Raw genomic sequence first — 24,337 nt, 5'->3', positions numbered from 1 at the left:
CGGTGGACTGCTCACAGGATCGCCGCGAGCGAATCCAGTGACGCCAGGTAGTCGTCGCCCACCGGGGTGAGGACAGCGCTGGTGACGCCCGCGTCGAACAACTCCGTCACCCTGGACCTGGCCTGCCCCGGCGTGCCCGCCACGGCGAGTTGCCCCACCCAGTCGTCCGGCAGCGCGCGGGCGAAGTCCTGCGGGCTGTCGCAGCGCGAGCGCAGGGCGGCGAGTTCGTCGTAGAAGGGAAGCGGGGCGACGTGGGGCCGCCAGTCCGGCTCTCCCACCACTTCGAGGGCCGGGCGGACCGCTGTCAGCGCGACGGCGGGGTCCTCGTCGATCGCCGCGACGTTGTAGGCGACCAGACGGTGCGGGCGGGTCGGGGCGATGTGCTTGAGGGCCTCTCGTACATAGGCCGGTGTGACCGGTTCCGCGAGGACAGTGCCGTCGGCCACGTCACCGGACACGGCCAGGGACTTGGGGCCGCGCACGCCGGCCAGGACGACGGGAGCCGTGACCGGTGTCGCGGTCTCGTGCAGGTGCACGCCGTCGATGCGGACGTACTGCCCGTGGTGGTGCACGGGTTCGCCGCGCAGTACCGATTTCAGGACGGTGATGTACTCGCCCAGCAGCGTGAGGGGGCTCTTCGGCCACGCTCCGACGCTGCGCATCCACGAGGGCATGCCGTGGCCGACGGCGATGTCCACGCGATCGGGATGCAGTTGGACCAGACTCGCGATCTCCATCGCGGCGAAGGCGACATTGCGGGCGGCGGCCGGCAGCAGTCCGACGCCGACGCGGATCCGCGTCGTGGCGGCGAGGACGGTGGCCGCCTGCACCAGCCCACCCCGGTAGCCGAGGTCCTCCACCACCCACAGCTCGTCGAAGCCGTGCGCCTCCGCCCGTCGGGCGAAGGTGATGATGTCCCGCGCAGGAATGTCGCGCGGCAAGAGGGCGCCGATCGCGCCGTCCCGTTTCGCCATGGTGATCTCATCCTCCGCAGGTTCACGTCGTCATCGTCCAGCGGCCGACCAGGGACATGCCGGGTGTCCGATCGTACTCATTGAGTGATACACCGGGTGCGCGAGTTCCCAGCCCGACGGCGGTGAGGTCGAGCCGGTGGTCCGCGGCGCCCAGGCCGGACGATCAGAGAGGAGGGTGCGTGAGCACCCAGGACAACATGCCGGACGGACGGGGCGCGCTGGGCGGCCTGCGCATCGCCGACTTCTCCCGTGTTCTCGCGGGACCCTACGCCACCATGCTCCTCGCCGACCTGGGCGCCGACGTGGTCAAGATCGAGCGGCCGGGCGTCGGGGACGACACCCGAGCCTGGCGGCCTCCGGCGGACCACGAAGGTACGTCGACCTATTACCTGAGCGTGAACCGGAACAAGCGGTCGGCCGTCCTGGACCTGGCCACGGAGGCCGGCCGCGAACAGGCGCGGGCCCTGGTCGCCGAGTGCGACGTGGTCGTGGAGAACTTCCGGCCCGGCACGATGGAGCGGCTGGGCCTCGGCCACGAGGAACTGCGTGCGCGGCACCCGGAGCTGATCTACTGCTCGATCAGTGGCTTCGGCAGCGGTGCGGGCGCCGCGATCCCCGGATACGACCTGCTCGTGCAAGCCGCCGGAGGCCTGATGAGCGTGACCGGGGAGGCCCACGGGGAGCCGGTGAAGGCAGGTGTGGCCCTCGTGGACGTGATCACCGGGCTGCACGCCTCACTCGGCGTCCTCGCCGCGCTCCGGCACCGGGACGCCACCGGCGAGGGGCAGCTCGTGGAGGTGAACCTGCTCAGCTCCCTGCTGTCGGCCATGGTCAACCAGGCCTCGGCGTTCGCCGTCGCCGGTGTGGTCCCGGGCCGCATGGGCAACGCGCACCCGAGCATCGCCCCGTACGAGACTTTCCCGACCGGGGACCGTCCGCTCGCCCTCGCGGTGGGCAACGACAAGCAGTTCGCGGTCCTCGCCGACGTCGTCGGCGAACCCGGTCTCGCTCTCGACGACCGATTCCGCACCAACGCCGACCGGGTCGCTCACCGCACCGAACTGGCGGAGATCCTCACCCGGCTGCTGAGCACCGACGGCGCGGACCACTGGTCGGCGGTCCTGCTGGCCGCCGGAGTACCGGCCGGCCCGGTCAACAACCTGGACGAGGCGTTCACTTTCGCCCACGAGCTCGGGCTGCCCGGCGTCATCGACCTCCCGGCCGGGACTGCCGGCACCGAACCGGACAGGCCCTCCCGTCAGGTCGCACACCCCGTCGCGCTCAGCGCGACGCCCGCGCGGTACCTGCTGCCCCCGCCCCTGCTGGGACAGCACACCGAGGAGATCCTCCGCGGCATCACCGGCCGCGACTCCTTCTGACCCGGACCGGCACCCCGACCGGCCGCGGAGGTCGTACCGGCGCGTCAGGGAGCGGCGTCGAGATCCACCTCGATGTCCTCGGCATCGGTCCAGAACCGGTCGTCCGCGTCCTGGAGGCGGGCGGCGGCGTGATTCATGTGGAGGCGTGCGGCCATGCGTGCCGCCTCGGCGTCGCGCGCCTCGATCGCGGCGAGGATGGCGTGGTGCTCTGCCCGGACCGCTTCGATGAAGTCGTTCCGGCGTGCCTCGTTCGCACGCGTGACGCGAATACCGCTGCGCGACACATCGCCCAGGTACCGCAGGGTCGAGACCATCACCGTGTTCCCGGTCGACTCGGCGATGGACCGGTGGAAGGCGAGGTCTTCGTCCACGCCGTCGCCGCCGGACCCGACCGCCGCGTCGATCGCGTCCAGGGCCTGACGCATTCGTGCGAGGTCGAGGGGCGTGGCCCGGGTGGCCGCGAGATGGGCCGCCTCGCCCTCCATGGCGCGGCGCACCTCCACGATCTGCAGCACCTTCGCCTTGGTGTCGGCGGCCTCGAGGTCGAGCGGGCGGGTGCGCCGCGGCAGGACGAACACGCCGATGCCCTGCCGCGGTTCGATCAGGCCCGCGTTGCGCAGCCGCGACAGGGCCTCGCGCACCACCGTGCGGCTGACGCCCAACTGCCTGACCAGCTCGACCTCTGTCGGCAGTCGGTCGCCCTCGGCCAGTCGCCCCGACTCGATCTCCTCCGAGAGGGTCGCGGCGACCTGATCTGCGAGCCGGACGGGACCGCTCACCTTAGAAAACATGGTTTTCAGTCTATAGGCCCGGGTCTCGCCGTTCCGCTTTCCGCTACGCCTTGACCAGGACCGCGTCGGGGTGGTCGGCGATGTAGGCCCGCACCACCGATTCGAAGCTCGGGTCGGGCTCAAGCCCGAGCGCGGCGGCGCGCGTGTTGTCGAAGACGGAGGGCCACGATCCCACGACGGCCTCGACCTCACGATCGGGCGCGACGGTCACCAGCTCGGCCGCAGCGTCGCCTGCCACGCGCCGCAGCGTGGTCAGCATCTCGGCGACCGAGACCGTGAGCGCGGGGAGGTTGACGGGCAGTCCGCCGTCGAGCCGGCCCCTCCCGCTGCCGCGCTCGGCTTCCGCGATGCGGAGGATCCCCTCGACCGTGCGCCGTGGTGACGCCAGGGCCACCCGCAGGTCGGGGCGTACGGGGCAGGTCGCCGGGAGGCCCGCGAGCGGCTCGCGGACGATCCCTGACAGGAATCCGGACGCGGCGGCGTTCGGCTTGCCGGGACGCACGGACACGGTCATCAGCCGGGCGACGCGTCCGTCGATGAAGCCACGGCGCGTGTAGTCCGCGACCAGCTGCTCGCAGACCAGCTTCTGGATCCCGTAGCTCGACCGGGGAGTGGGCAGGGTCGACTCGCTGACCACCGGCGGGAGCGGCAGTGCCGGGTCGGAACCGTAGACCGCCACGCTGCTGGAGAACACCAGGCGCGGTGTCCGCCCGCCGGCTGCCGACTGGGCCCGGGCGGCTTCGAGGAGGGCGCGGGTGGTGTCCAGGTTGGCGCTCATCCCGAGGTCGAAGTCGGCCTCGCACTCGGCCGAGACGGCGGCGGCGAGGTGGATCAGCACGTCCACCGGCTCCGCGAACACCTCGTCGAGACACTCGGCCAAGTCACCCCGCACGATCTCCACCAGGGGGTCGGCCGCCTGCGGCGCCCCGGGCGGAACGAAACGGTCGGTGAGCACCAGTTGCTCGATCGGCGACCCACCGTGCGTCCGAGTCCTCAGCAGGGTGTCGGTGATCTCGCGTCCCAGAAAGCCGAAGCCGCCCGTGATGACGATCCTCATGCGCTGTCTCCTCGGTAGTCGTTCAGCCAGCCGAGGCCCTCGCTCGTGCCGGCACGGGGGATGTACTCGCAGCCGATCCACCCGTCGAAGCCCAGGTCGTCGACGACGCCGAACAGATGCCGGACGTCGAGCTCGCCGCTGTCCGGTTCGCGGCGGTCCGGTACGCCGGCGATCTGCAGATGACCGACCCGGCCGGTCGGCAGGTCGCGGCGCAGCGTCGTCGTGAGATCGCCTTCGACGATCTGGCAGTGGTACAGGTCGAGTTGCACCTTGAGATTGGGGGCGCCCACCTCCCGGACCACCGCGTGGGCCTCCGCCTGCCTCGACAGGAAGTAGCCCGGCATGTCGCGCCCGTTGATCGGCTCGACCAGGATGTCGACCTCCGACTCGGCGGCTCGTTCCGCGGCCCACTCCAGGTTGGCCAGGTAGGTGTCGCGGTGCTCGGCCCGTTCCTTCGGCGTCACGTCCGGTGGCACGAGACCGGCCATCACGTGCAACCGCGGGCAGTCCAGCGCGGCGGCGTACTCGAGAGCCCGGGCGATCCCGGAGCGGAGTTCCGCCTCGCGGCCGGGCAGCGCCGCGATCCCGCGTTCTCCGGACTCCCAGGCCCCGGCAGGTGCGTTGAAGAGCACCTGCCTGAGGCCGTGGTCGTCGAGCCGTTGCCGCAACTCCGTGCGGTCGTAGGCGTAGGGGAGGAGGTATTCGACGGCGGTGAAGCCGTCCGCCGAGGCCGCGGCGAAGCGGTCGAGGAAGTCGTGCTCGGGATACATCATGGACAGGTTCGCTGCGAACCTCGGCATGCTGGCTCCTGTGAGGGGACCGGGAGGGACCGGTCAGCGGTTGACGGTCTTCTTGTCGGTGGTGAGCACCGCGGCGGCGCCGACGACGAGGCTGAGCGCCAGGACGTACATGGGGAGCGACGTCGAGCCGGTGGCGTCCTTCAGCGCGCCGATCATGTAGGGGCTGACGAAGCCGGCCAGGTTGCCCACCGAGTTGATCGCGGCGAGGCCGACCGCGGCGGCGGTGCCGCCGAGGAACGCCGTGGGGAGCGACCAGAACAGCGGAGCGCAGGTCAGCACCCCTGCCGCGGCGACGGACAGGGCGACCAGGGACAGCGCGGTGGACCCGGCCCAGCCGGCCGCCAGCGAGAAGCCGACGGCGCCCATGAGGCTCGGGACGACCAGGTGCCAGCGGCGCTCGCGGCGCTTGTCCGCCGAACGTCCCAGCACGTTCATCGTGACGAGTGCGGCCAGGAACGGCACGGCGCTGAGCGCCCCGATCGCCAGGTTGCCCTCGATGCCGGTGGACTCGATGAACGTGGGCATCCAGAAGGTCAGGGCGTACTGGCCCATCACGAAACAGAAGTAGATGAGGCACATCAGCCACACCTTCGGCTCGCGGAAGGCGTCCCAGACCCGGCCGTGCACGGTCCGGTGCGCGGCGTCCTCGGCGATCGCCCGTTCGACGACGTCCTTCTCCTCGTCGGTGAGCCACTTCGCGGCGCGCACGCTGTTGTCGAGGTAGAACAGGGTGGCCACACCGATGAGGACGGCGGGTATCGCCTCCAGCAGGAACATCCACTGCCAGCCCTGCCAGCCCTTCACCCCCTGGAACCGGTCCATGATCCAGCCGGAGAGCGGGTTGCCGAAGATGCCGGCCACCGGGATCGCGGACATGAACATCGCGATCACCCGCGCACGACGCTGCGACGGGAACCAGTACGTGCAGTACAGGATCACCCCCGGGTAGAACCCGGCCTCCGCGGCGCCGAGAAGGAACCTGAGGACGTAGAACGTCGCCTCGTTGCTGACGAACACGAACGACGCCGAGACCAGACCCCAGCTGATCATGATCCGGGCGATCCAGGTGCGGGCGCCGACGCGCTGCAGCATCAGGTTCGACGGCACCTCGAAGAGGAAGTAGCCGATGAAGAACAGGCCGGCGCCGAGGCCGTACGCCGCCTCGCTGAATCCGAGGTCGTCGGACATCTGCAGCTTCGCGAAGCCGACGTTGACCCGGTCCAGGTAGGAGACGACGTAGCAGAGGACGAGGAAGGGGACGATACGTCGTACGACCTTGCGGAAGACGGCGTTCTCACGGGCGACGTCGGGGACTTGGGACGCCGAGATGGGCATGGACATGGCGATCCTTCGGGCGGCTCAGGGGAATTCTCCGGCAAGGGAGGGGCGGGTCACCACGCGGCGTTGAACGTGGACCTCAGTTCATCGAGCGCGTGATCGGGGAGCGGCTCGGGGCGACGGTCGGTCAGGAGCCAGAGACGTGCCGTCTCCTCGAGTTCTTCGAGGACGGCGAGAGCGGTGGCCGCGTCGGGGCCCCAGACCACGGGGCCCAGCCGGTCCAGCAGCACCGCCCTGATGGGCGTTCGGCTCGCTGCGCGGTCGGCGATCAGGGCGGTCACCAGGTCGGCCACGCGGGGGTCGCCGGGCCGGTGGTAGGGGATGAGCGGGACGTGCCCGACCTTCATCACGTAGTACGGCGTGAGGGGCGGAAGCACGTCCGCGGCGCTCCACACACCGGCCAGCGTGAGCGCGACCAGGTGCGTGGAGTGGGTGTGGACGACGAAGCGGGCCGTGGGGTCGGCGGCACAGATGCGTCGATGGAGCGTCAGGGTCTTGCTGGCACGGTCGCCCGCGATCTGCTGACCCCGGGGGTCGACGAGCGCCAGGCGACCGGGTTCGAGGAACCCCAGGGCGGCGTCGGTGGGCGTGATCAGATGGTGGCCGCCGACGTTGGCACTGATGTTGCCCGCGCTGGCGTGGACGTAGCCCCGGGCGAACAGGCTCGTGCCCACGCGGACGATCTCGTCGCGGGCCTGGTCGACCGCCTCGTCGTGCGCTGTCCCGGCGGCGGTGCTCGGCTGCGGGTTCATGCCGCCTCCTCGTCCAGGAGCGCAAAAGAGCGGGTGAAGAAGTCGGGGCCGCCGAAGTTGCCGGACTTGAGCGCGATGTGGAGCGTGTCTCCGTCGGGAAGAGCCGCCGCGCACCAGGGCACACCGGGGTCGATCTGCGGCCCGATCCGGAGTCCGGTGACACCGAGCGCCTGGACGACCGCCCCCGAGGTCTCACCTCCCGCGACGACCAGCCGGCGCACGCCACGGTCCACGAGCCCCTGCGCGATGCGGGCCAGCGTCCGCTCCACGAGCTCACCGGCCTCGGCGGCACCGAGCCGGCCCTGGACGGTCCGGACGGTGTCGGCCGACTCCGTGGAGTAGACGAGGACGGGCCCGTCGTCCAGGTGCGACCCGGCGAAGGCCAGGGTCTGCCCGATCACGTCCTCGCCGGCCGCCACGCGCAGCGGATCCACGCTGAACGCGGGTCGGCCGGTGCGCAGGTACTCAAGGACCTGACGGTTGGTGGCCACGGAGACCGAACCCGAGACGATGGCCCGGTGGCCGGCCGGGGGCGGCAGCTGCGCGGCGGCGCGGGACGGCTTGAAACCCCAGTTCGCGGGCAGGCCGATCGCCAGCCCCGAGCCGGCGGTCACCAGCGGGAACCCCTGGACCGCCGCGCCCAGGCGCACGAGGTCGTCGTTGGAGACGGCGTCGACGATGGCGATCCCGAAGCCGCCCTCCCGCAGGGCGTCGACGCGGGCCCGGATCGCCTCGACGCCGTCGGCGACGACCGTGTGGTCGACGAGGCCGACCTCTCGCGTGGTCTGTGCGCCGAGGACGGAGACCAGATCGGAGTCGGTCATCGGGGTGAGCGGGTGGTGGCGCATGCCGCTGTCGCTGAGCAGCACGTCGCCGACGAAGAGATGCCCCTTGAAGATCGTGCGCCCGTTGTCGGGGAACGCCGGCGTCGCGACCGTGAAGTCGGTGCCCAGAGCGTCCATCAGCGCCTCGGTCACCGGCCCGATGTTGCCGGCCGGCGTCGAGTCGAAGGTGGAGCAGTACTTGAAGTAGATCTGCTCGGCACCCATGGACCCCAACCAGGCCAGTGCTCGCAGTGATGCCTCGACGGCGTCGGCCGCCGGCACGGTCCGCGACTTGAGGGCGATGACCACGGCGTCCGCGTCGATCGCCTGCTCGACGCCGGCCGGTGGTGTGTCGATCAGCTGAACCACACGCATGCCCGCGCGCACCAGGTTGTTGGCGAGGTCCGTGGCGCCGGTGAAGTCGTCGGCGATGCATCCGAGACGGATTCCCATGTCAGGCCTCCACCGGCTCGGGCAGGTCGACCCCCGGGAAGATCTTGATGACCGCGCTGTCGTCCTCGGCCCCCAGGCCGGACGCCGACGCCTGGAGGAACATCTGGTGGGCGGTGGCGGCGAGGGGGAGCGGGAACCGTTCCGGCCGGGCGGCGTCCAGCACGAGCCCGAGATCCTTGACGAAGATGTCGACGGCCGAGAGGGGCGTGTAGTCACCGTCGAGTACATGGGCCATACGGTTCTCGAACATCCAGGAGTTGCCGGCGCTGTGCGTGATGACCTCGTAGAGCGCCTCGGCGGGAACGCCCGCCTTGATACCGAGGGCCATCGCCTCGGCCGCCGCGGCGATGTGCACGCCGGCGAGCAACTGGTTGACGATCTTGACCTTCGAGCCGAGCCCGGCGCGCCCGCCCAGGCGGTAGACGGTGCTGCTCATGGCCTCGAGCACCGGGTCGGCGAGGGAGTACGCCTCGGCGGAGCCCGACGTCATCATGGTGAGTTCACCGGCCGCCGCACGCACGGCGCCGCCGGAGATGGGCGCGTCCAGGTAGAGCACCCCCCGCTCGGCCAGGCGGACCTCGAGCGCGGCGGACCAGCCGGGATCGACCGTGGAGCACATGACGAAGACGGAGCCGGGGCGGAGCCGGTCGGCGGCGCCCTCGGCACCGAACAGCACGGCCTCGACCTGCGCGGCGTTCACCACCACGCCGATCAGGACGTCCACCGCGGCTGCCAGCTCGGCACAGGTACCGAACGCCGTGCCGCCGTCGCGGGCGAAGTCCGCGGCCGTCTCCGGCCGCAGGTCGTGAACGCCCACGTCGTACCCCGCCGCCCGCAGGCTCCGGGCCATCCCGAGGCCCATGGCTCCTAGACCCACCACGCCCACCCGCGGTCGCGCGGGCTCGTTCTGGTCGCTCATGCCCATCCTCGCGTTGCTGTGCCGTCCGGAGGCCGGTCGCGTCAATGGCCTTCGGGAGATCAGGTCATATGATGACCTGAGGACAGTGAAATGGGCGGTGTGATGTCCGTCACGCATTCCCGACCGCGGCCTCGCCCATCGGTGGCCGACAGCGCCCTCCAAGTCCACGGGGGGGAGGGGGCGGCTACCTCAGCCACTACGGCAACGAGAAGATCGTCGGTGACCCACGAGTCCATCAGATCCTGGAAGGAACCAACGAGATCATGCGCGTCATAGTGGCCCGCGGCCTGACGGAGGCACTCGGATGACCGACGTCCAGTTCCGTACGACGGGCCGTGCCGCCCACATCGTCCTCGACCGGCCCAAGGCCCTCAACGCCCTCACCCACGCCATGGTGCGCCGGATCGACGAGGCCCTGACCGACTGGGAGCGGGACCCGGCCGTCGAGACCGTCGTCATCACCGGTGCGGGGGAGCGCGGCCTGTGCGCGGGCGGCGACATCCGCGGCATCCACGACGACGCCCGCGCCGGGGACGGCACCGCCTCGGCCGCGTTCTGGCGCGACGAGTACCACCTCAACGCCCGCATCGCCCGCTACCCCAAGCCCTACGTCGCCGTCATGGACGGCATCGTCATGGGCGGCGGCGTCGGCGTCTCCGCGCACGGCAGCGTCCGGATCGTCACCGAGCGGTCGAGGATCGCCATGCCCGAGACCGGCATCGGCTTCGTCCCGGACGTCGGCGGCACCTACCTCCTCGCCCTCGCCCCGGGCGAACTCGGCACACACCTCGCGCTGACGGGCGCTCAGATCGGCGCCGGGGACGCGCTCCTGACCGGGCTCGCCGACCACTACGTACCGTCCGAGGCGCTGGGGCGGTTCGTCGACGACCTCGCCAGCACGCCCGTACGGGAGGCCCTGGACCGGCATGTGAAGCCCGCACCGGAAGGGGAACTGGCCGGGCGGCGGGAGTGGATCGACTCCTGCTTCGCTTCCGGCACGGTCGAGGAGATCGTCCAGCGGCTGCTCGCACACGGCGACCCGGCGGCCAAGGAGACCGCCGAGACCCTGCTGGCCAAGTCGCCCACCGCGCTCAAGGTCACCCTGACCGCCCTGCGCCGCGCCCGCCTGCTCGGCCGGCTGGAGCGGGTGCTGGAGCAGGAGTACCGGGTCTCCTGCGCGGCCCTGAGCGTGCCCGACCTGGTCGAGGGCATCCGCGCCCAGGTCATCGACAAGGACCGCGATCCGCACTGGTCGCCGGCGACTCTCGAAGAGGTCACCGATGCCGACGTGGAGCGCTTCTTCGCACCCCTCGGCGAGCGCGAACTCGGGCTCGCCGGACCCGGCAGCGGCGAGGAGGTGGCCTGGTGAGCACGACCGTCGTGTTCATCGGGCTCGGGAACATGGGCGGCCCCATGGCCGCAGCCCTGGTGAAGGCCGGACCCCGGGTGCGAGGTTACGACCTCGCCGCCGCCCCGGTCCAGGACCGGAGGCGGCCGCCTCCGCCACGGACGCCGTAGCGGACGCCGACCTCGTCATCACCATGCTCCCGCTCGCCCCTGCTGGAAGCCGTGCAAGAGGAGCTGGGAGATGTGCACCCGAGCAAAGGTGTGCTGGTCGGCGCCCAGTAGAGTGCGCCCTTGTCGCCCCACGAGAGCTGCCCCCGAATCCCGAGGTACCGCGCAGTGAACCCCGCACGTCCCGCACCGACCGCCGCCGTGACCGTCGTCGGGATCGGGGCCGACGGCTGGGACGGCCTGACCGACGCCTCGCGTGCCGCGCTGAGCGAGGCCGAGGTCCTGATCGGCGGCCCGCGTCAGCTGGACCTGCTGCCCCCGCGATGCGCCGGGGAGCGGATCGCCTGGCCCTCGCCCCTGCGCCCCGCGGTCCCCGGCCTGCTCGCGGCACACGCCGGCCGCCGGATCGCGGTACTGGCCAGCGGGGACCCCATGTTCTACGGCATCGGACGCGCCCTCGCCGAGGAAGTCGGGAAAGCGGGCGCCCTGCGCGTCATGCCCCACCCCTCCTCCGTCTCCTACGCCGCCGCCCGCCTCGGCTGGCCGCTGGAGGACGTCGAGGTCGTCACGCTCGTCGGCCGGCCCGCCGCCCGTCTCGCCGCCGCCCTGCACGAAGGCCGGCGGATCCTCGTCCTCAGCGCGGGCGCCGACACGCCCGGCGAGGTCGCCGCCCTGCTGCGGGACCGGGGATTCGGAGCGAGCCGGATACGGGTCCTGGAACAACTCGGCGGCGCGCAGGAGCGCACGAACGCCGAGGCCACCGCGGACGACTGGCCGGACGCGCAGCCGCCCGGCGACCCCCTCAACATCGTCGCCGTCACATGCCGCCGCGCCCCGGACGCCCCGCGCCTCGGCGCGGTGCCCGGCCTCCCGGACGACGCCTACGAGCACGACGGGCAGCTCACCAAGCGGCACGTCCGCGCTGTCACGCTCGGCACGCTCGCCCCCGCCCCCGGGGAACTGCTGTGGGACATCGGCGGCGGCTCGGGCTCGATCGCCGTCGAGTGGATGCGCACCCACCCCTCGTGCCGCGCGGTCACCGTCGAGCGGGACCCGGTGCGCGCCGCACGCATCACCCGCAACGCCGACTGCCTCGGCGTGCCGGGCCTACGGGTCGTCACGGGCGCCGCGCCGGCGGCTCTGGCCGAACTGCCCCCGCCCGACGCCGTGTTCATCGGCGGCGGCCTCACCACGCCCGGCCTCCTCGACGCCTGCTGGGAGGCCCTGCCGGCCGGTGGGCGGCTGGTCGCCAACACCGTGACACTGGAGTCCGAGGCGCTCCTCGCCGACGCCCACCGCCGTCACGGCGGCGAGCTGGTGCGGCTCGCGGTGGCGCACGCCGTGCCCGTGGGCGGCTTCACCGGGTGGCGGCAGGCGATGCCCGTGACCCAGTGGGCCGCACAGAAGACCCTCGACACCCCTTCGGGAGCCAACAGATGACCGTCTACTTCATCGGCGCCGGACCCGGTGCCGCCGATCTGATCACCGTGCGCGGCGCCCGCACCCTCGCGGCCTGCCGGGTCTGCCTGTACGCGGGCAGCCTGGTCCCGCGCGAGCTGCTGGCCGAATGTCCGCCGGACGCCCGGCTGGTGGACACCGCGCAGCTCACCCTCGACGAAATCACCGCCGAACTGGTCCGCGCCCACGAGGAGGGGCACGACGTGGCGCGGCTGCACTCCGGGGACCCGTCCGTGTTCAGCGCGGTCGCCGAGCAGATGCGACGGCTGGACGCGGCCCAAGTGCCCTACGAAGTGGTCCCGGGAGTCCCGGCCTTCGCCGCCGCGGCGGCGTCCCTGAAACGGGAGCTGACCGTGCCGACCGTCGGCCAGACCGTGATCCTGACCCGCGTCGCCAAGCGTGCCACCGCCATGCCCGAAGGGGAGGACCTGGCCACCCTCGGCCGCAGCGGCGCACTGATCGTGCTGCACCTGGCAGCCGGCTACGTGGACCGCGTGGTCGGCGAACTCCTCCCGCACTACGGCGCCGACTGCCCGGCCGCGGTCGTCGCCTACGCCTCCCGCCCGGACGAGGTGATCATTCGCGGCACCCTCGACGAGATCGCCGGGAAGACGAAGGAGGCCGGTGTGCTGCGCACCGCCGTGATCATGGTCGGGCGGACACTGGGGGCGGAGGGGTTCCGGGACAGCCACCTCTACTCGGCGGAGCGGGAGCGTCACGTGTGCTGAGCGGCTCGGCAAGGCTCTGCCGGGGCCCGGGACCTCAGGCCACCGAGCTGCGCCCCACCACCGTGCCCGCCCGGTCGACGCAGATCACGTCGACCGTGACCGGAGCACCGCGCAGCACGGCCAGTGCCTCGTCGCGAGCCGTCCTGGCGACCAGATCACCGAGCGGCACACCGGCCGCCATGCACGACTGCAGGGCCGCCAGCCCGGTGTTGGCCTCGGCCACCTCGGCCCGCAGCGCCTCGTCCGCGCCGCCCTGCCGGGCCAGTTCGGCGAGGAAGCCCTTGTCGACCTGGGAGCGGGCGGAGTGCAGATCGAGATGGCCGGCGGCGAGCTTGGACAGCTTGGCGAAGCCACCGCAGATCGTCAGCCGGTCGACGGGGTGGCGGCGGATGTACTTGAGCACGGCTCCCGCGAAGTCGCCCATGTCGAGCAGGGCGTCCTCGGGCAGCCCGTACTCGGCGACGACCGTCTTCTCCGACGTCGAACCGGTGCACCCGGCGACATGCGTACGGCCCGCGGCCCGGGCCACGTCCACACCCCGGCGGATGGAGTCGATCCACGCCGAACAGGAGTACGGCACCACGATCCCGGTGGTGCCGAGGATGGACAGGCCGCCCAGGATGCCCAGCCGCGGGTTCCAGGTGGAGCGGGCCATCTCCTCGCCGTGGTCGACGGAGACGGTGATCTCGACGTCGCCGGTGCCACCGTGCCGGGCCGCGACCTCGGCGACGTGGTCGCGCATCATCCGGCGGGGGACGGGGTTCACGGCAGGCTCGCCGACGGGCAGCGGCAGACCGGCGCGGGTGATCGTCCCGACCCCGGGCCCCGCCCTGAAGACCACCCCGGCCCCGGCGGGCAGCCGCCGTACCGTGGCCCGGATCAGCGCGCCGTGCGTGACATCCGGGTCGTCGCCCGCGTCCTTGACGACGGCCGCCATCGCGTATCCGTCGCCCAGTTCCTCGGCCGCCAGCGCGAACGACGGTGTCTGCCCCTTGGGCAGGGTGATCGTCACCGGGTCGGGGTACTCCCCGGTCAGCAGTGCCGTGTACGCGGCCGTCGTGGCCGCCGTCGCACAGGCGCCGGTGGTCCACCCGTGCCGCAGGCCGGTGTGCTCCAGCTGGGCCCTGCGGCCACCCTTCACTTCGCTGCTCATGAACGGACCTGGACTTCCATGCACGTATTGATACTGGGCGGGACCACGGAAGCCCGCCGTCTTGCCGAACTGCTCCACGACACACCCGGCCTGACCGTGACCAACTCCCTCGCCGGGCGGGTGGCCGGCCCCCGGCTGCCTCCGGGCGAGGTCCGGATCGGCGGCTTCGGCGGCGTGGAGGGGCTGACCGCGTGGCTGAGTGAGCATCGGGTGAACGCACTCATCGACGCCACCCACCCTTTCGCCGGGACGATCAGTTTCCACGCGGCACGTGCCGCGGCCACCGCCCATGTTCCCCTGCTCGCGGTGCGGCGCCCCGGCTGGGTCCCGGTCGCGGGCGACGACTGGCACGAGGCCGGCTCCCTGGAGGAGGCCGCGGGGCTGCTGCCCGCCCTCGGCAGCCGGGTGTTCCTCACCACCGGACGCATGGGCCTGGCCGCCTTCGCCGGTCTGGACGCCTTGTGGTTCCTCGTACGCTCCGTGGACGCGCCCGAGGCCCCGCACCCCGCCCGCATGGAGGTGCTCCTCGACCGCGGTCCCTTCACCCTCGACGGAGAACGCGAACTCCTGCACCGCCATCGCATCGACGTCCTGGTGACCAAGGACAGCGGCGGAGCCGCCACCGCGCCGAAACTCACGGCCGCGCGGGAGGCGGGAGTGCCCGTGGTCGTGGTCCGCCGGCCGCCGGTTCCCGAACACGTGCCCGCCGTGGCCGGTCCGGAAGAGGCGGCCCGATGGATCAGGGAACGTCCGCACCGGCGCGCTGCCCCGACAGCCGGCTGAAACCCGGCACGGGCTTTGCCACACCTGACTTGTGTCGCCACCGGGCGGTGGCCCTGCTGGTGTGGAAGGCCGGCCGGATCGTGAGGAAGTGGACGAAGGGCCTGGCCCAGCCCGCCCCGGCCCCGGCTTCGATGGCCGAGGAGAGCCGAACCGGGCCGCATCTCCCTATGCCTCGGGATACCGGCGCGGAGTCCAGACGATCTCCTCGCCGTCCGCACGCCGAACGGCCCGCGTCTGCGAGGACCCGACCAGCAGGATCGTGCGCATGTCGACCTCGGCCGGGTCCAGGTCGGCCAGCCGCACGATCCGTACCCGCTCACCGGAGCCGCCCACGTCCCGCGCCACCACCACCGGAGTGTCCGGTGCGCGGTGCTCCAGCAGCAGCTCACGGGCCTTGCCCACCTGCCAGGTACGGCTGCGGGAACCGGGGTTGTACAGGGCCAGCACCAGGTCGGCGGAGGCGGCCGCGCTCAGCCGCTCGGCGATGACCTCCCACGGCTTGAGCCGGTCGGACAGCGAGAGGGCGGCGTAGTCGTGCCCGAGCGGGGCGCCCGCGCGGGCCGCCGCCGCGTTGGCGGCGGTCACACCCGGCAGTACCCGCACGGGGACGTCCGCGTACTCCTTCTGCGACGCGACCTCAAGAACGGCCGTGGCCATGGCGAAGACGCCCGGGTCGCCGCCCGAGACGACCGCGACCCGCCGCCCCCGCCGGGCCAGATCGAGGGCGAACTCGGCGCGCTCCGACTCGACCCGGTTGTCCGAGCCGTGCCGGACTTGACCCGCCCGCTGCGGTACCCGGTCCAGATAGGTGGTGTAGCCGACCAGGTCGTCGGCGGCGGCCAGCGCACCCCGCGTCTCGGGCGTCAGCCACAGCGGACCCGCGGGGCCGGTCCCGACCACCACGACCTCGCCCCGCTCCCGGGCCTCGGGCCGCTCGGCGTCGACCTGGCTGGGCAGCACGGCCACCGAGAAGTACGGCACCGACTCCGCGTCCACGTCCGCCAGTTCGGCAAGCCGCTCCCCGGCCATCGTGGCCCGCTCGACATAGCGGGCCTCGCCGAGCCGCCCCGAACTCTCCAGCGCGCTGCGCACCTTGGTGAAGGTCCGCCCCAGCTTCATCACCACGGCCGCGTCCGTCGCGGCGAGCCGTGCGGTCAGCTCCTCCTCGGGCAGCGTGCCCGGCAGGATGGTCAGCACCTCCTCGCCCTCGGCGAGCGGCGTGCCCAGCCGGGCCGCGGCGGCGGACACGGACGTGACGCCGGGGATGACCTCGGTGTCGTAGCGGTCGGTGAGCCGCTTGTGCATGTGCATGTAGGAGCCGTAGAAGAGCGGGTCGCCCTCGGCGAGGACCGCGACCGTCCGTCCCGCGTCCAGGTGCGCGGCGAGCCGGGCCGACGCCTCGGTGTAGAACTCCTCCATCGCGCCCTTGTAGCCGCCGGGGTGGTCGGTGGTCTCGGTCGTGACCGGGTAGACCAGCCGCTCCTCGATGTGGTCGGCGCGGATGTGCTTCGCCGCGATCGAGCGCGCGATGGAACGACCGTGCCGCGCACTGTGGTATGCGATCACGTCCGCCTCGGCGATGGCCTCCACGGCCCGTACGGTCATCAGGGACGGGTCACCGGGGCCGAGCCCCACCCCGTACAGCTTGCCGCTCACTCTTCCTCACTCGCGATCGCGTTGAGCGCGGCGGCGGCGATGGCACTGCCCCCGCGACGGCCGCGCACGACCAGGTGCTCCAGGCCCGCCGGGTGCGCGGCCAGAGCGTCCTTGGACTCGGCGGCCCCGACGAAACCGACCGGGACACCGATGACGGCGGCCGGCCGGGGCGCCCCCTCCTCGATCATCTCCAGCAGCCGGAACAGGGCGGTGGGCGCGTTGCCGACGGCGACCACCGAGCCCTCCAGCCGGTCCCGCCACAGCTCCATCGCGGCGGCGCTGCGCGTGGTGCCCAGCTTCGCCGCGAGCTCCGGCACGGACGGGTCGGAGAGCGTGCACAGCACGTCGTTGTCGGCGGGCAGCCGCTTGCGCGTCACGCCGCTGGCCACCATCTGCACGTCGGTGAAGATGGGAGCGCCGGCGCGCAGGGCCTCGCGGGCGCGGGCCACGACGGCCGGGGTGTAGGCCAGGTCCCGTACGAGGTCGACCATCCCGCAGGCGTGGATCATCCGGACCATGACCTGGCTGACGTCGGCGGGCAGGGCCGCGAGGTCCGCCTCCGTGCGGATGGTGGCGAAGGACTGGCGGTAGATGGCCGGGCCGTCCTTCTCGTAGTCGTACGTGGTCACGGTGTTCTTCTCGCTGCCTTCGGTCGTCGTAGGGGTCATGAGGTGATCGCCGCCAGGGCGGCGGCGAGTCGGGCGGGGTCGTCCATCGAGGCGGTCCGGGGTTGCCGGCCGCTCACGGCGGTGGAGAGCAGGTAGCCGCCTTCCGGAGCGGCGACCACGTCGACGTGGTCGCCCCGGGGGTGTCCGCAGCGGCGTTCGCATCCGGACCAGTACAAGGGGAGGCCACTCGGCTCGATCGTGTCGAGGGCCTCGGCCGCGTCGGTCCGTACGTCCGCCCGTGACTTGGCGCAACCGGGCCTGCCGATACAGGCACCGACGCGGAGCCAGGGGGAGCCGGGGTCGGTGACGAGACCGGTGGCGGCGAGGCGGGCGAGGGAATCGTCCGGGTCCGTCCCGTGTGTGGGAAGAACCACACCGCGCCACGGCGTGAGACGCAGCTCACCGGCGGCGACCTGCGTCAGTTCCCGCCACTGGTGCGCCGAGAGCCGTCCCAGAGGTACGTGCACGGAGAGGCCGGCACCGAGAACTCCCGGGGGCGGGCCTGCCGTGCGGCCCATCTCCCGGTCCCGCCGCTCGTGCCGGATGCCCTCGGCCCGCAGCCGCCGACCGACCACATCGAGCAACTCGTCGCCGGAAAGGGAGAGTTCATCCACGCGCCAGACGCGGTCCCCGCTCGTCCGCGCCGCATCCAGGAAGGCCTCCGCGGCCACCAGCGCGGCCCGGGCCGCTTCCTCGGCACCGACGTGCAGCGCTTCCCCGGCCGCTCCGAGCGCGAGTTCCGCGCCGCCGTCCGCCGTCGCCCGTACCGTCACATCGGCATCGAGTCCGGCCACGTCGCCGCGTCCGTCGTCGAGCGCGAACAGGAAACGCCCCGACAGGGCCCGCGCCGCCTCGCTCGCGCACAGCGCCGCGTCGAGGGCCGTCAGCCAGGGGCGTACGTCCAGCACGCCCTGCCCGTCGAGACCGGACAGCGGCGAGGCCACGATGTTGCGTACCCGCTCGTGCCCGCGCGAGGGCAGCAGCCCGGCCGCGTCCAGCAACTCGGCCAGCTCCCCGGCGCATCCGTCGGACAGACCCCGCACCTGCGCGTTGCCGCGCGAGGTCAGATGCAGGTCTCCGTCGCCCAGCCGCTCCGCCACGTCCACGAGCGTCTCGGCCTGCCGCACGGTCAGCACACCACCGGGAACCCGGACACGGGCCAGCGCTCCGTCGTCCGCCGCGTGCAGCCGCAGCGTCCCCGGACAGGCGTCACCGCGGTCTCGTGGGACCGCTGTGGCCTGGGTCGATGAGCGCTGGGCAGCCGTGGACATGGCGGCGAGCATACCTACCATCACACCTGGTGTATGCCGTGCCCTCTTCCCATGGCACTTACTATGATCGCGGCGGATCATCCGGTCCGTCATCGCCACGACGGCGACAGGGGAGGAAGCCGGTGCGAGTCCGGCGCGGTCCCGCCACTGTGAGTCCGGCCCATGCGGCCGGGCGAGTCAGGAACTCCCTTCCCCGCGCGCTCGGCTTCGCCCGAGCAGGGGAGACCCCATTTCGAACCACCCGGGGCGCGGACACCCCGAGGAAGGCCGACGCCGCATGCTGCATTCATCCGGGGGACGACCCCCGCACCCCCGCATCTTGCTCCTGTCGACGTCCGACACCGATCTGCTGAGCGCCCGAGCCGCCGCGGGTCCGGTGTCCTACCGCTTCGCCAACCCCTCCCGTCTCGCCCTCGACGACCTCCCCGGCCTTCTCGACGGGGTCGACCTGGTCGTCGTACGCCTCCTCGGCGGCCTCCGGGCCTGGCAGGACGGGCTCGACCTGCTTCTGTCCGACGGCCGCCCGGTGGTCGTCCTCACCGGTGAACAGGCTCCGGACGCCCAGCTGATGGAAGCCTCCACCGTCCCCGTCGGCATCGCCGCCGAGGCGCACGCCTATCTCGCCCACGGCGGCCCGGCCAACCTGGAGCAGCTCGCCCGCTTCCTCTCCGACACGGTCCTGCTGACCGGCCACGGCTTCGAGGCACCGGCGGCGGCACCCACCTGGGGCCCGCTGGAGCGCACGCCCCGTGACGGCGCCGACGGTCCGATCGTCGCCGTGCTCTACTACCGGGCCCACCACATGAGCGGCAACACCGCCTTCGTCGCCGCCCTGTGCGACGCGATCGAGGACGGGGGCGGCCGGGCCCTGCCCCTGTACGTCGCCTCCCTGCGCGCCCCCGAGCCCGAGCTGATCGAGGAACTCCGCGCCGCCGACGTGATCATCACCACGGTCCTCGCCGCGGGCGGCACCAAGCCCGCCGAGGCATCGGCCGGCGGCGACGACGAGTCCTGGGACGCCGGTGCGCTCACCGAGTTGGACGTCCCGATCCTCCAGGCCCTGTGCCTCACCGGTTCGCGTGCCGCCTGGGAGGCGAACGACGAGGGTGTCTCCCCGCTCGACGCGGCCAGCCAGATCGCCGTCCCCGAGTTCGACGGCCGCCTCATCACCGTGCCGTTCTCCTTCAAGGAGATCGACGAGGACGGCCTCCCGGCCTACATCGCCGACCCCGAGCGGGCGGCCCGCGTCGCCGGAATCGCCGTACGCCACGCCCGGCTCCGCCACATCCGGCCCGCCGACAAGCGCCTCGCGCTGGTCCTCTCCGCCTACCCGACCAAGCACTCCCGCATCGGCAACGCGGTCGGGCTCGACACCCCCGCCAGCGCTGTGGCCCTGCTGCGACGCCTGCGCGAGGAGGGCTACGACTTCGGCACGGACGCCGAGGTGCCGGGCCTGGCCTCCGGCGACGGAGACGAGCTGATCCGCGCGCTGATCGAGGCGGGCGGCCACGACCAGGACTGGCTCACCGAGGAGCAGCTCGCCCGCAACCCGGTGCGTATCCCGGCGGCCGACTACCGCCGCTGGTACGCCACGCTCCCCGAGGAACTGCGCACGGCGGTGGAGGAGCACTGGGGCCCGGCGCCGGGCGAGATGTTCGTCGACCGCAGCCGCAACCCGGAGGGCGACATCGTCCTCGCGGCCCTGCGCTTCGGCAACCTGCTGATCCTCATCCAGCCCCCGCGCGGCTTCGGCGAGAACCCCATCGCCATCTACCACGACCCGGACCTCCCGCCGTCCCACCACTACCTGGCCGCCTACCGCTGGGTCGCCGCCCCCGCCGAGGACGGCGGCTTCGGTGCCGACGCGATGATCCACCTCGGCAAGCACGGCAACCTGGAGTGGCTGCCCGGCAAGAACGCCGGCCTGTCCGCCGCCTGCGGCCCCGACGCCGCCCTCGGCGACCTTCCCCTGATCTACCCGTTCCTGGTCAACGACCCCGGTGAGGGCACCCAGGCCAAGCGCCGTGTGCACGCCACCCTCGTCGACCACCTCGTCCCGCCCATGGCCCGCGCCGACTCCTACGGTGACATCGCGCGCCTGGAGCAACTCCTCGACGAGTACGCCCAGATCTCCTCCATGGACCCCGCCAAGCTCCCGGCGATCCGCGCCCAGATCTGGACCCTCATCCAGGCCGCGAAGCTCGACCACGACCTCGGCTTGGACGACCGCCCCGACGACGACGGCTTCGACGACTTCCTGCTCCACGTCGACGGCTGGCTGTGCGAGGTCAAGGACGCCCAGATCCGCGACGGTCTGCACGTCCTCGGCAACCCGCCCACCGGTGGCGACCACGTCAACCTGGTACTCGCGGTCCTGCGCGCCCGCCAGATCTGGGGCGGCACCACGGCCCTGCCCGGCCTGCGCGAGGCGCTCGGCCTCGACGAGTCCGCCGCCACCCGTACGACCGCCGACGCGGCGGAGGAGAAGGCCCGCGTCCTGGTCCAGGCGATGGAGGACGCGGGCTGGGACCCGGCCGCCGTCCCCACCGAGCACGGCGAACAGGTCGCCGCCATCCTGGAGTTCGCGGCCCGCGAGGTCGTGCCGCGCCTCGCCGCGACCACCGCCGAGATCGACCACATGGTCCACGCGCTGGGCGGCGGCTTCGTCCCGGCGGGCCCGTCCGGCTCCCCGCTGCGCGGCCTGGTCAACGTCCTGCCGACCGGCCGCAACTTCTACTCCGTCGACCCCAAGGCCGTCCCCTCCCGTCTCGCCTGGGAGACCGGCCAGGCCCTCGCGGAGTCCCTGCTGGAGCGCTACCGCACCGACAACGGCGAATGGCCCACCTCCGTCGGGCTGTCCTTGTGGGGCACGAGCGCCATGCGCACGGCGGGCGACGACGTGGCCGAGGCCCTCGCCCTGCTCGGCATCCGCCCGGTCTGGGACGACGCCTCCCGCCGCGTGACCGGGCTGGAGCCCGTCCCGGCCGAGGAGCTGGGCCGCCCCCGTATCGACGTCACCCTGCGTATCTCGGGCTTCTTCCGTGACGCCTTCCCGCACACGATCGGACTGCTGGACGACGCCGTACGCCTGGCGGCGTCGCTGGACGAGCCGGCCTCGGTGAACCACGTCCGGGCCCACGTCAAGGCGGACTTGGCCGAGCACGGCGACGAACGCCGCGCCACCACCCGTATCTTCGGTTCCCGCCCCGGCACCTACGGCGCCGGTCTGCTCCAGCTCATCGACTCCCGCGACTGGCGTACCGACGCCGACCTGGCCGAGGTCTACACGGTCTGGGGCGGCTACGCCTACGGCCGCGAACTCGACGGCCGCCCGGCCCGCGAGGAGATGGAGACGGCGTACAAGCGCATCGAGGTCGCCGCGAAGAACACGGACACGCGCGAGCACGACATCGCCGACTCCGACGACTACTTCCAGTACCACGGCGGCATGGTCGCCACGGTGCGCGCCCTGAGGGGCACGGCGCCCGAGGCGTACATCGGCGACTCGACCCGACCCGAGACGGTCCGCACCCGCACCCTCGTCGAGGAGACCTCGCGCGTCTTCCGCGCCCGCGTGGTCAACCCCAAGTGGATCGAGGCGATGCGCCGCCACGGCTACAAGGGCGCCTTCGAACTGGCCGCCACGGTGGACTACCTGTTCGGCTACGACGCCACGACCGGCGTGATCGCCGACTGGATGTACGACAAGCTCACCGAGACCTACGTCCTGGACGAGACCAACCGCGAGTTCCTCCAGCAGGCCAACCCCTGGGCCCTGCACGGCATCGCCGAGCGGCTGCTGGAGGCCGAGTCGCGCGGGATGTGGGAGAAGCCCGATCCGGCGGTGCTGGAGGGGCTGCGGCAGGTCTACCTGGAGACGGAAGGCAACCTCGAGGGCGAGGACTGACCGCTCCGACTCCTCAGTGCGGCTGAGGTCACCCACCGGGGTGCGGGACATCGTCCCGCACCCCGGTTCGCGCTTCGCTCGCGCCTGGGCACTTGCCGCGTAAGAGCTCCGTCACCCGGCTCCGGCCTCGACCCGGACATCTCCCCGGCCTACGCCGAGCTCCAGGTCCACCGGTGGTTGAAGACCCCACCGAGGGCCGCGTCCTCGGCTTCATGGGCGAGCCCCGCGTGAACGTCCTCGAACTCAACATCGCCCTCAAGGGCCTCGTGGCGCGGGCGCGACAATCCACGCTTCTCTGAATTCAGGCAATGCTGTACTGTCAGAGGGTGCTGACCGTTGCTTCCGACATCGAGGTGCTGGCCCGCTTCGGCCGCGCGCTCGCCGACCCGATCCGCTGCCGCATCCTGCTAGCCCTGCGCGAAGCCCCGGCCTATCCCGCCGCCCTCGCCGACGCCCTCGGCGTCTCCCGCACCCGGCTGTCCAACCACCTCGCCTGCCTGCGCGACTGCGGCCTGGTCGTCACCGTGCCCGACGGCCGTCGCACCCGCTACGAGCTGGCCGACGTACGCCTGGCCCACGCCCTCGACGACCTGCGCACCGCCGTCGTTGCCGTGGAGACCGACCGCACTTGTGCCGACGCCGACGACAAGGGGTGCTGCTGATGACCGCGATCTCCGTCGGCCCGACCCCGGCGCGCCGTGACGTGCTCGCCCGCCGGATACGCCTGCTCGTCGCCGCCACCATCGGCTACAACGTCATCGAGGCGGCCGTCGCCCTCACCGCCGGCACGCTCGCCTCCTCCACCGCGCTGATCGGCTTCGGACTGGACTCGGTCATCGAGGTTTCCTCGGCTGCCGCGGTCGCCTGGCAGTTCTCCGCCCGCGACCACGCCGTACGCAAGGCCCGTGAGAGGACCACCCTGCGGATCATCGGCGTCTCGTTCTTCGCGCTCGCCGCCTACGTAGCCGTGGATTCCGTCCGTGCCCTGACCGGCACCGGCGAGGCCGAGCGGTCCGTCCCCGGCATCGTCATCGCGGCGCTCTCGCTGGCCGTCATGCCGTTCCTGTCCGGCGCGCAGCGCAGGGCCGGCCGCGAACTCGGCTCGGCGAGTGCCGTGGCCGACTCCAAACAGACCTTGCTGTGCACGTATCTCTCCGCCGTGCTCCTGGTCGGCCTGGTCCTCAACGCCACCCTCGGCTGGGCATGGGCCGACCCCGCCGCCGCCCTCGCAATCGCCGCCCTCGCCGTAAAGGAGGGACTGGACGCCTGGCAGGGCAAGGGCTGCTGCGCGCCCGCGGCCGCTGAGGTGCCGACCGCCGACGTGGTGGCGGGCGACGCCTGCGGTTGCGGCCCCGGCTGCGCCTGCCGCAACTGACCCTCCAGGCACGCCGAACAGGCCCGGCTTCCCGCGGCAGCGCCCTACACCTCGATCTGCGAGCCCATGATGACCAGCGGTCGCGGGGCAGGCCGAAGTACTCGGCGGCGTCGGCCGTGATGGAGGAGGTGGCGATGAACAGCCGCTTGCGCCAGGGCGCCATCGTCGGTCCCTTCCCCCGCCGCAGCTCGATCTTCGACAGAAAGTAGGACACCTGGTCGAGCTGCAGCGGCCCCTCGGTGTCGGCCGGGTCGAGCAGGGCCAGTGTGCCGGGCACGTCCGGTGTCTTCCTCGTGCGGGCCGCTGAGGCACGGACCCGAGCATCGGGGCGGAACACACCGATCCCATGGCGTAACCGCGTGCAGGGGAGCCGCGTTGTTTCGCGCGGCGTCCGGAGGTGGTGACGGCTGGAGGCTCGCGCGAATCGAGTCGGCGAACACGCCGAGTGGACTCGATATTTGATTCTGCTCGTTGCTCACGCGAACGGGTGATTGCAGTCCGGTCGATCACCGGGAGGCTTGGCAGTCGACCTTCGG

Annotated in this window: 21 protein-coding genes, 3 pseudogenes and 1 riboswitch; of the genes and pseudogenes, 11 read left to right on the top strand and 13 right to left on the bottom strand. The window is 72.3% G+C overall.

Annotated features, from left to right (window positions below; translation table 11 throughout):
• Positions 1 to 11: 11 nt before the first annotated feature.
• A complete protein-coding gene (locus tag OG542_RS01890) occupies positions 12 to 974 on the bottom strand; it encodes an LLM class flavin-dependent oxidoreductase (protein WP_328407593.1) in 963 nt (320 codons plus the stop codon).
• Positions 975 to 1,171: 197 nt separating this feature from the next.
• Here OG542_RS01890 and OG542_RS01885 point away from each other — a divergent pair, with 197 nt between their 5' ends.
• Complete coding sequence (locus tag OG542_RS01885; protein ID WP_328417711.1) at positions 1,172 to 2,353, top strand: CaiB/BaiF CoA transferase family protein; 1,182 nt, start codon at positions 1,172 to 1,174, stop codon at positions 2,351 to 2,353.
• A gap of 44 nt (positions 2,354 to 2,397) precedes the next feature.
• Here the strand turns inward: OG542_RS01885 and OG542_RS01880 are convergent, their stop codons facing one another.
• From OG542_RS01880 to ltnD, 7 genes are read right to left on the bottom strand one after another with little or no spacing between them, the layout of a single operon-like run.
• Entirely contained in the window at positions 2,398 to 3,144 is a 747-nt protein-coding gene (locus tag OG542_RS01880) for a FadR/GntR family transcriptional regulator (RefSeq protein ID WP_328407591.1), read from the bottom strand.
• Positions 3,145 to 3,187: 43 nt separating this feature from the next.
• Positions 3,188 to 4,201 (bottom strand): D-erythronate dehydrogenase, encoded by a 1,014-nt coding sequence (gene denD, locus OG542_RS01875; protein WP_328407589.1) that lies wholly within the window; start codon positions 4,199 to 4,201, stop codon positions 3,188 to 3,190.
• A complete protein-coding gene (gene otnI, locus OG542_RS01870; protein ID WP_328407587.1) occupies positions 4,198 to 5,001 on the bottom strand; it encodes a 2-oxo-tetronate isomerase in 804 nt (267 codons plus the stop codon). Before otnI ends, denD begins: the two co-directional genes overlap by 4 nt.
• Before the next feature lie 33 nt (positions 5,002 to 5,034).
• Positions 5,035 to 6,342, bottom strand: coding sequence for an MFS transporter (locus tag OG542_RS01865; protein WP_193482734.1), 1,308 nt, complete (start codon positions 6,340 to 6,342; stop codon positions 5,035 to 5,037).
• Between the two features lie 50 nt (positions 6,343 to 6,392).
• Complete coding sequence (locus OG542_RS01860) at positions 6,393 to 7,091, bottom strand: class II aldolase/adducin family protein (RefSeq protein WP_328407584.1); 699 nt, start codon at positions 7,089 to 7,091, stop codon at positions 6,393 to 6,395.
• Positions 7,088 to 8,368: a 3-oxo-tetronate kinase gene (gene otnK / locus OG542_RS01855; RefSeq protein WP_328407581.1), complete on the bottom strand. Its 1,281-nt coding sequence runs from the start codon at positions 8,366 to 8,368 to the stop codon at positions 7,088 to 7,090. Before otnK ends, OG542_RS01860 begins: the two co-directional genes overlap by 4 nt.
• A 1-nt stretch (position 8,369) precedes the next feature.
• The gene (gene ltnD / locus OG542_RS01850) at positions 8,370 to 9,287 is read right to left on the bottom strand and encodes an L-threonate dehydrogenase (protein ID WP_328407579.1); all 918 of its coding nucleotides are present in this window, start codon (positions 9,285 to 9,287) and stop codon (positions 8,370 to 8,372) included.
• A 138-nt stretch (positions 9,288 to 9,425) separates the two neighbouring features.
• On the opposite strand from ltnD, the pseudogene OG542_RS01845 reads away from it, so the two are divergent.
• The 5 genes and pseudogenes from OG542_RS01845 to cobM form a co-directional block, all read left to right on the top strand.
• Positions 9,426 to 9,595: pseudogene (locus tag OG542_RS01845) on the top strand (acyl-CoA dehydrogenase family protein); the annotation flags it as partial.
• A complete protein-coding gene (locus OG542_RS01840; RefSeq protein ID WP_328407577.1) occupies positions 9,592 to 10,656 on the top strand; it encodes an enoyl-CoA hydratase/isomerase family protein in 1,065 nt (354 codons plus the stop codon). The pseudogene OG542_RS01845 and the gene OG542_RS01840, both read left to right, overlap by 4 nt.
• Complete coding sequence (locus tag OG542_RS01835) at positions 10,653 to 10,805, top strand: NAD(P)-binding domain-containing protein (protein WP_328407575.1); 153 nt, start codon at positions 10,653 to 10,655, stop codon at positions 10,803 to 10,805. Before OG542_RS01840 ends, OG542_RS01835 begins: the two co-directional genes overlap by 4 nt.
• Positions 10,806 to 10,970: 165 nt before the next feature.
• The gene (gene cbiE / locus OG542_RS01830) at positions 10,971 to 12,242 is read left to right on the top strand and encodes a precorrin-6y C5,15-methyltransferase (decarboxylating) subunit CbiE (RefSeq protein ID WP_328407573.1); all 1,272 of its coding nucleotides are present in this window, start codon (positions 10,971 to 10,973) and stop codon (positions 12,240 to 12,242) included.
• A complete protein-coding gene (gene cobM, locus OG542_RS01825) occupies positions 12,239 to 12,988 on the top strand; it encodes a precorrin-4 C(11)-methyltransferase (RefSeq protein WP_311129460.1) in 750 nt (249 codons plus the stop codon). The genes cbiE and cobM overlap by 4 nt, the downstream gene beginning before the upstream one ends.
• Before the next feature lie 34 nt (positions 12,989 to 13,022).
• On the opposite strand, the gene OG542_RS01820 is transcribed toward cobM, so the two are convergent.
• Positions 13,023 to 14,141 carry a cobalt-precorrin-5B (C(1))-methyltransferase gene (locus tag OG542_RS01820; protein WP_328407571.1) on the bottom strand — a complete coding sequence of 373 codons (1,119 nt, stop codon included), beginning with the start codon at positions 14,139 to 14,141 and terminating at the stop codon, positions 13,023 to 13,025.
• Positions 14,142 to 14,159: 18 nt separating this feature from the next.
• On the opposite strand from OG542_RS01820, the gene OG542_RS01815 reads away from it, so the two are divergent.
• Positions 14,160 to 14,924: a cobalt-precorrin-6A reductase gene (locus OG542_RS01815; RefSeq protein ID WP_328407569.1), complete on the top strand. Its 765-nt coding sequence runs from the start codon at positions 14,160 to 14,162 to the stop codon at positions 14,922 to 14,924.
• A 165-nt stretch (positions 14,925 to 15,089) separates the two neighbouring features.
• Here the strand turns inward: OG542_RS01815 and OG542_RS01810 are convergent, their stop codons facing one another.
• Genes OG542_RS01810 through cobG form a run of 3 tightly spaced genes read right to left on the bottom strand, consistent with a single transcriptional unit; the run spans position 15,090 to position 18,531 of the window.
• Complete coding sequence (locus tag OG542_RS01810; RefSeq protein WP_328347458.1) at positions 15,090 to 16,580, bottom strand: precorrin-2 C(20)-methyltransferase; 1,491 nt, start codon at positions 16,578 to 16,580, stop codon at positions 15,090 to 15,092.
• Positions 16,577 to 17,248: a precorrin-8X methylmutase gene (locus tag OG542_RS01805; protein ID WP_328407567.1), complete on the bottom strand. Its 672-nt coding sequence runs from the start codon at positions 17,246 to 17,248 to the stop codon at positions 16,577 to 16,579. The genes OG542_RS01810 and OG542_RS01805 overlap by 4 nt, the downstream gene beginning before the upstream one ends.
• A complete protein-coding gene (gene cobG, locus OG542_RS01800) occupies positions 17,245 to 18,531 on the bottom strand; it encodes a precorrin-3B synthase (RefSeq protein ID WP_408057846.1) in 1,287 nt (428 codons plus the stop codon). The genes OG542_RS01805 and cobG overlap by 4 nt, the downstream gene beginning before the upstream one ends.
• Before the next feature lie 100 nt (positions 18,532 to 18,631).
• Positions 18,632 to 18,706: riboswitch (cobalamin riboswitch) on the top strand.
• Positions 18,707 to 18,796: 90 nt separating this feature from the next.
• Between cobG and cobN the strand changes: the two genes are divergently transcribed.
• From cobN to OG542_RS01780, 4 genes and pseudogenes are all read left to right on the top strand, one after another.
• On the top strand, positions 18,797 to 22,426 hold the full coding sequence (gene cobN / locus OG542_RS01795) for a cobaltochelatase subunit CobN (protein ID WP_328407563.1): 3,630 nt from the start codon (positions 18,797 to 18,799) through the stop codon (positions 22,424 to 22,426).
• A 111-nt stretch (positions 22,427 to 22,537) separates the two neighbouring features.
• Positions 22,538 to 22,725 (top strand): annotated as a pseudogene (locus OG542_RS01790) (potassium-transporting ATPase subunit C); the annotation flags it as partial.
• A gap of 27 nt (positions 22,726 to 22,752) precedes the next feature.
• The gene (locus tag OG542_RS01785) at positions 22,753 to 23,088 is read left to right on the top strand and encodes an ArsR/SmtB family transcription factor (RefSeq protein ID WP_311129466.1); all 336 of its coding nucleotides are present in this window, start codon (positions 22,753 to 22,755) and stop codon (positions 23,086 to 23,088) included.
• Entirely contained in the window at positions 23,088 to 23,801 is a 714-nt protein-coding gene (locus OG542_RS01780; RefSeq protein WP_328407560.1) for a cation transporter, read from the top strand. Before OG542_RS01785 ends, OG542_RS01780 begins: the two co-directional genes overlap by 1 nt.
• Positions 23,802 to 23,937: 136 nt before the next feature.
• Here OG542_RS01780 and OG542_RS40635 read toward each other — a convergent pair.
• Positions 23,938 to 24,078 (bottom strand): annotated as a pseudogene (locus OG542_RS40635) (hypothetical protein); the annotation flags it as partial.
• Positions 24,079 to 24,337 lie beyond the last annotated feature (259 nt).

It is taken from the genome of Streptomyces violaceus (assembly GCF_036014075.1).
GTDB lineage: Bacteria > Actinomycetota > Actinomycetes > Streptomycetales > Streptomycetaceae > Streptomyces > Streptomyces violaceus.
Note: the sequence above shows the minus strand (reverse complement) of the source record. Positions and strands in the feature narration are given on the sequence as shown.

Coding starts and splice junctions, on each gene's coding strand:
- OG542_RS01890 (WP_328407593.1), bottom strand. CDS start 974: ATGGCGAAACGGGACGGCGCGATCGGCGCCCTCTTGCCGCGCGACATT.
- OG542_RS01885 (WP_328417711.1), top strand. CDS start 1,172: ATGCCGGACGGACGGGGCGCGCTGGGCGGCCTGCGCATCGCCGACTTC.
- OG542_RS01880 (WP_328407591.1), bottom strand. CDS start 3,144: ATGTTTTCTAAGGTGAGCGGTCCCGTCCGGCTCGCAGATCAGGTCGCC.
- denD (WP_328407589.1), bottom strand. CDS start 4,201: ATGAGGATCGTCATCACGGGCGGCTTCGGCTTTCTGGGACGCGAGATC.
- otnI (WP_328407587.1), bottom strand. CDS start 5,001: ATGCCGAGGTTCGCAGCGAACCTGTCCATGATGTATCCCGAGCACGAC.
- OG542_RS01865 (WP_193482734.1), bottom strand. CDS start 6,342: ATGTCCATGCCCATCTCGGCGTCCCAAGTCCCCGACGTCGCCCGTGAG.
- OG542_RS01860 (WP_328407584.1), bottom strand. CDS start 7,091: ATGAACCCGCAGCCGAGCACCGCCGCCGGGACAGCGCACGACGAGGCG.
- otnK (WP_328407581.1), bottom strand. CDS start 8,368: ATGGGAATCCGTCTCGGATGCATCGCCGACGACTTCACCGGCGCCACG.
- ltnD (WP_328407579.1), bottom strand. CDS start 9,287: ATGAGCGACCAGAACGAGCCCGCGCGACCGCGGGTGGGCGTGGTGGGT.
- OG542_RS01840 (WP_328407577.1), top strand. CDS start 9,592: ATGACCGACGTCCAGTTCCGTACGACGGGCCGTGCCGCCCACATCGTC.
- cobM (WP_311129460.1), top strand. CDS start 12,239: ATGACCGTCTACTTCATCGGCGCCGGACCCGGTGCCGCCGATCTGATC.
- OG542_RS01820 (WP_328407571.1), bottom strand. CDS start 14,141: ATGAGCAGCGAAGTGAAGGGTGGCCGCAGGGCCCAGCTGGAGCACACC.
- OG542_RS01815 (WP_328407569.1), top strand. CDS start 14,160: ATGCACGTATTGATACTGGGCGGGACCACGGAAGCCCGCCGTCTTGCC.
- OG542_RS01805 (WP_328407567.1), bottom strand. CDS start 17,248: ATGACCCCTACGACGACCGAAGGCAGCGAGAAGAACACCGTGACCACG.
- cobG (WP_408057846.1), bottom strand. CDS start 18,531: ATGCTCGCCGCCATGTCCACGGCTGCCCAGCGCTCATCGACCCAGGCC.
- cobN (WP_328407563.1), top strand. CDS start 18,797: ATGCTGCATTCATCCGGGGGACGACCCCCGCACCCCCGCATCTTGCTC.
- OG542_RS01780 (WP_328407560.1), top strand. CDS start 23,088: ATGACCGCGATCTCCGTCGGCCCGACCCCGGCGCGCCGTGACGTGCTC.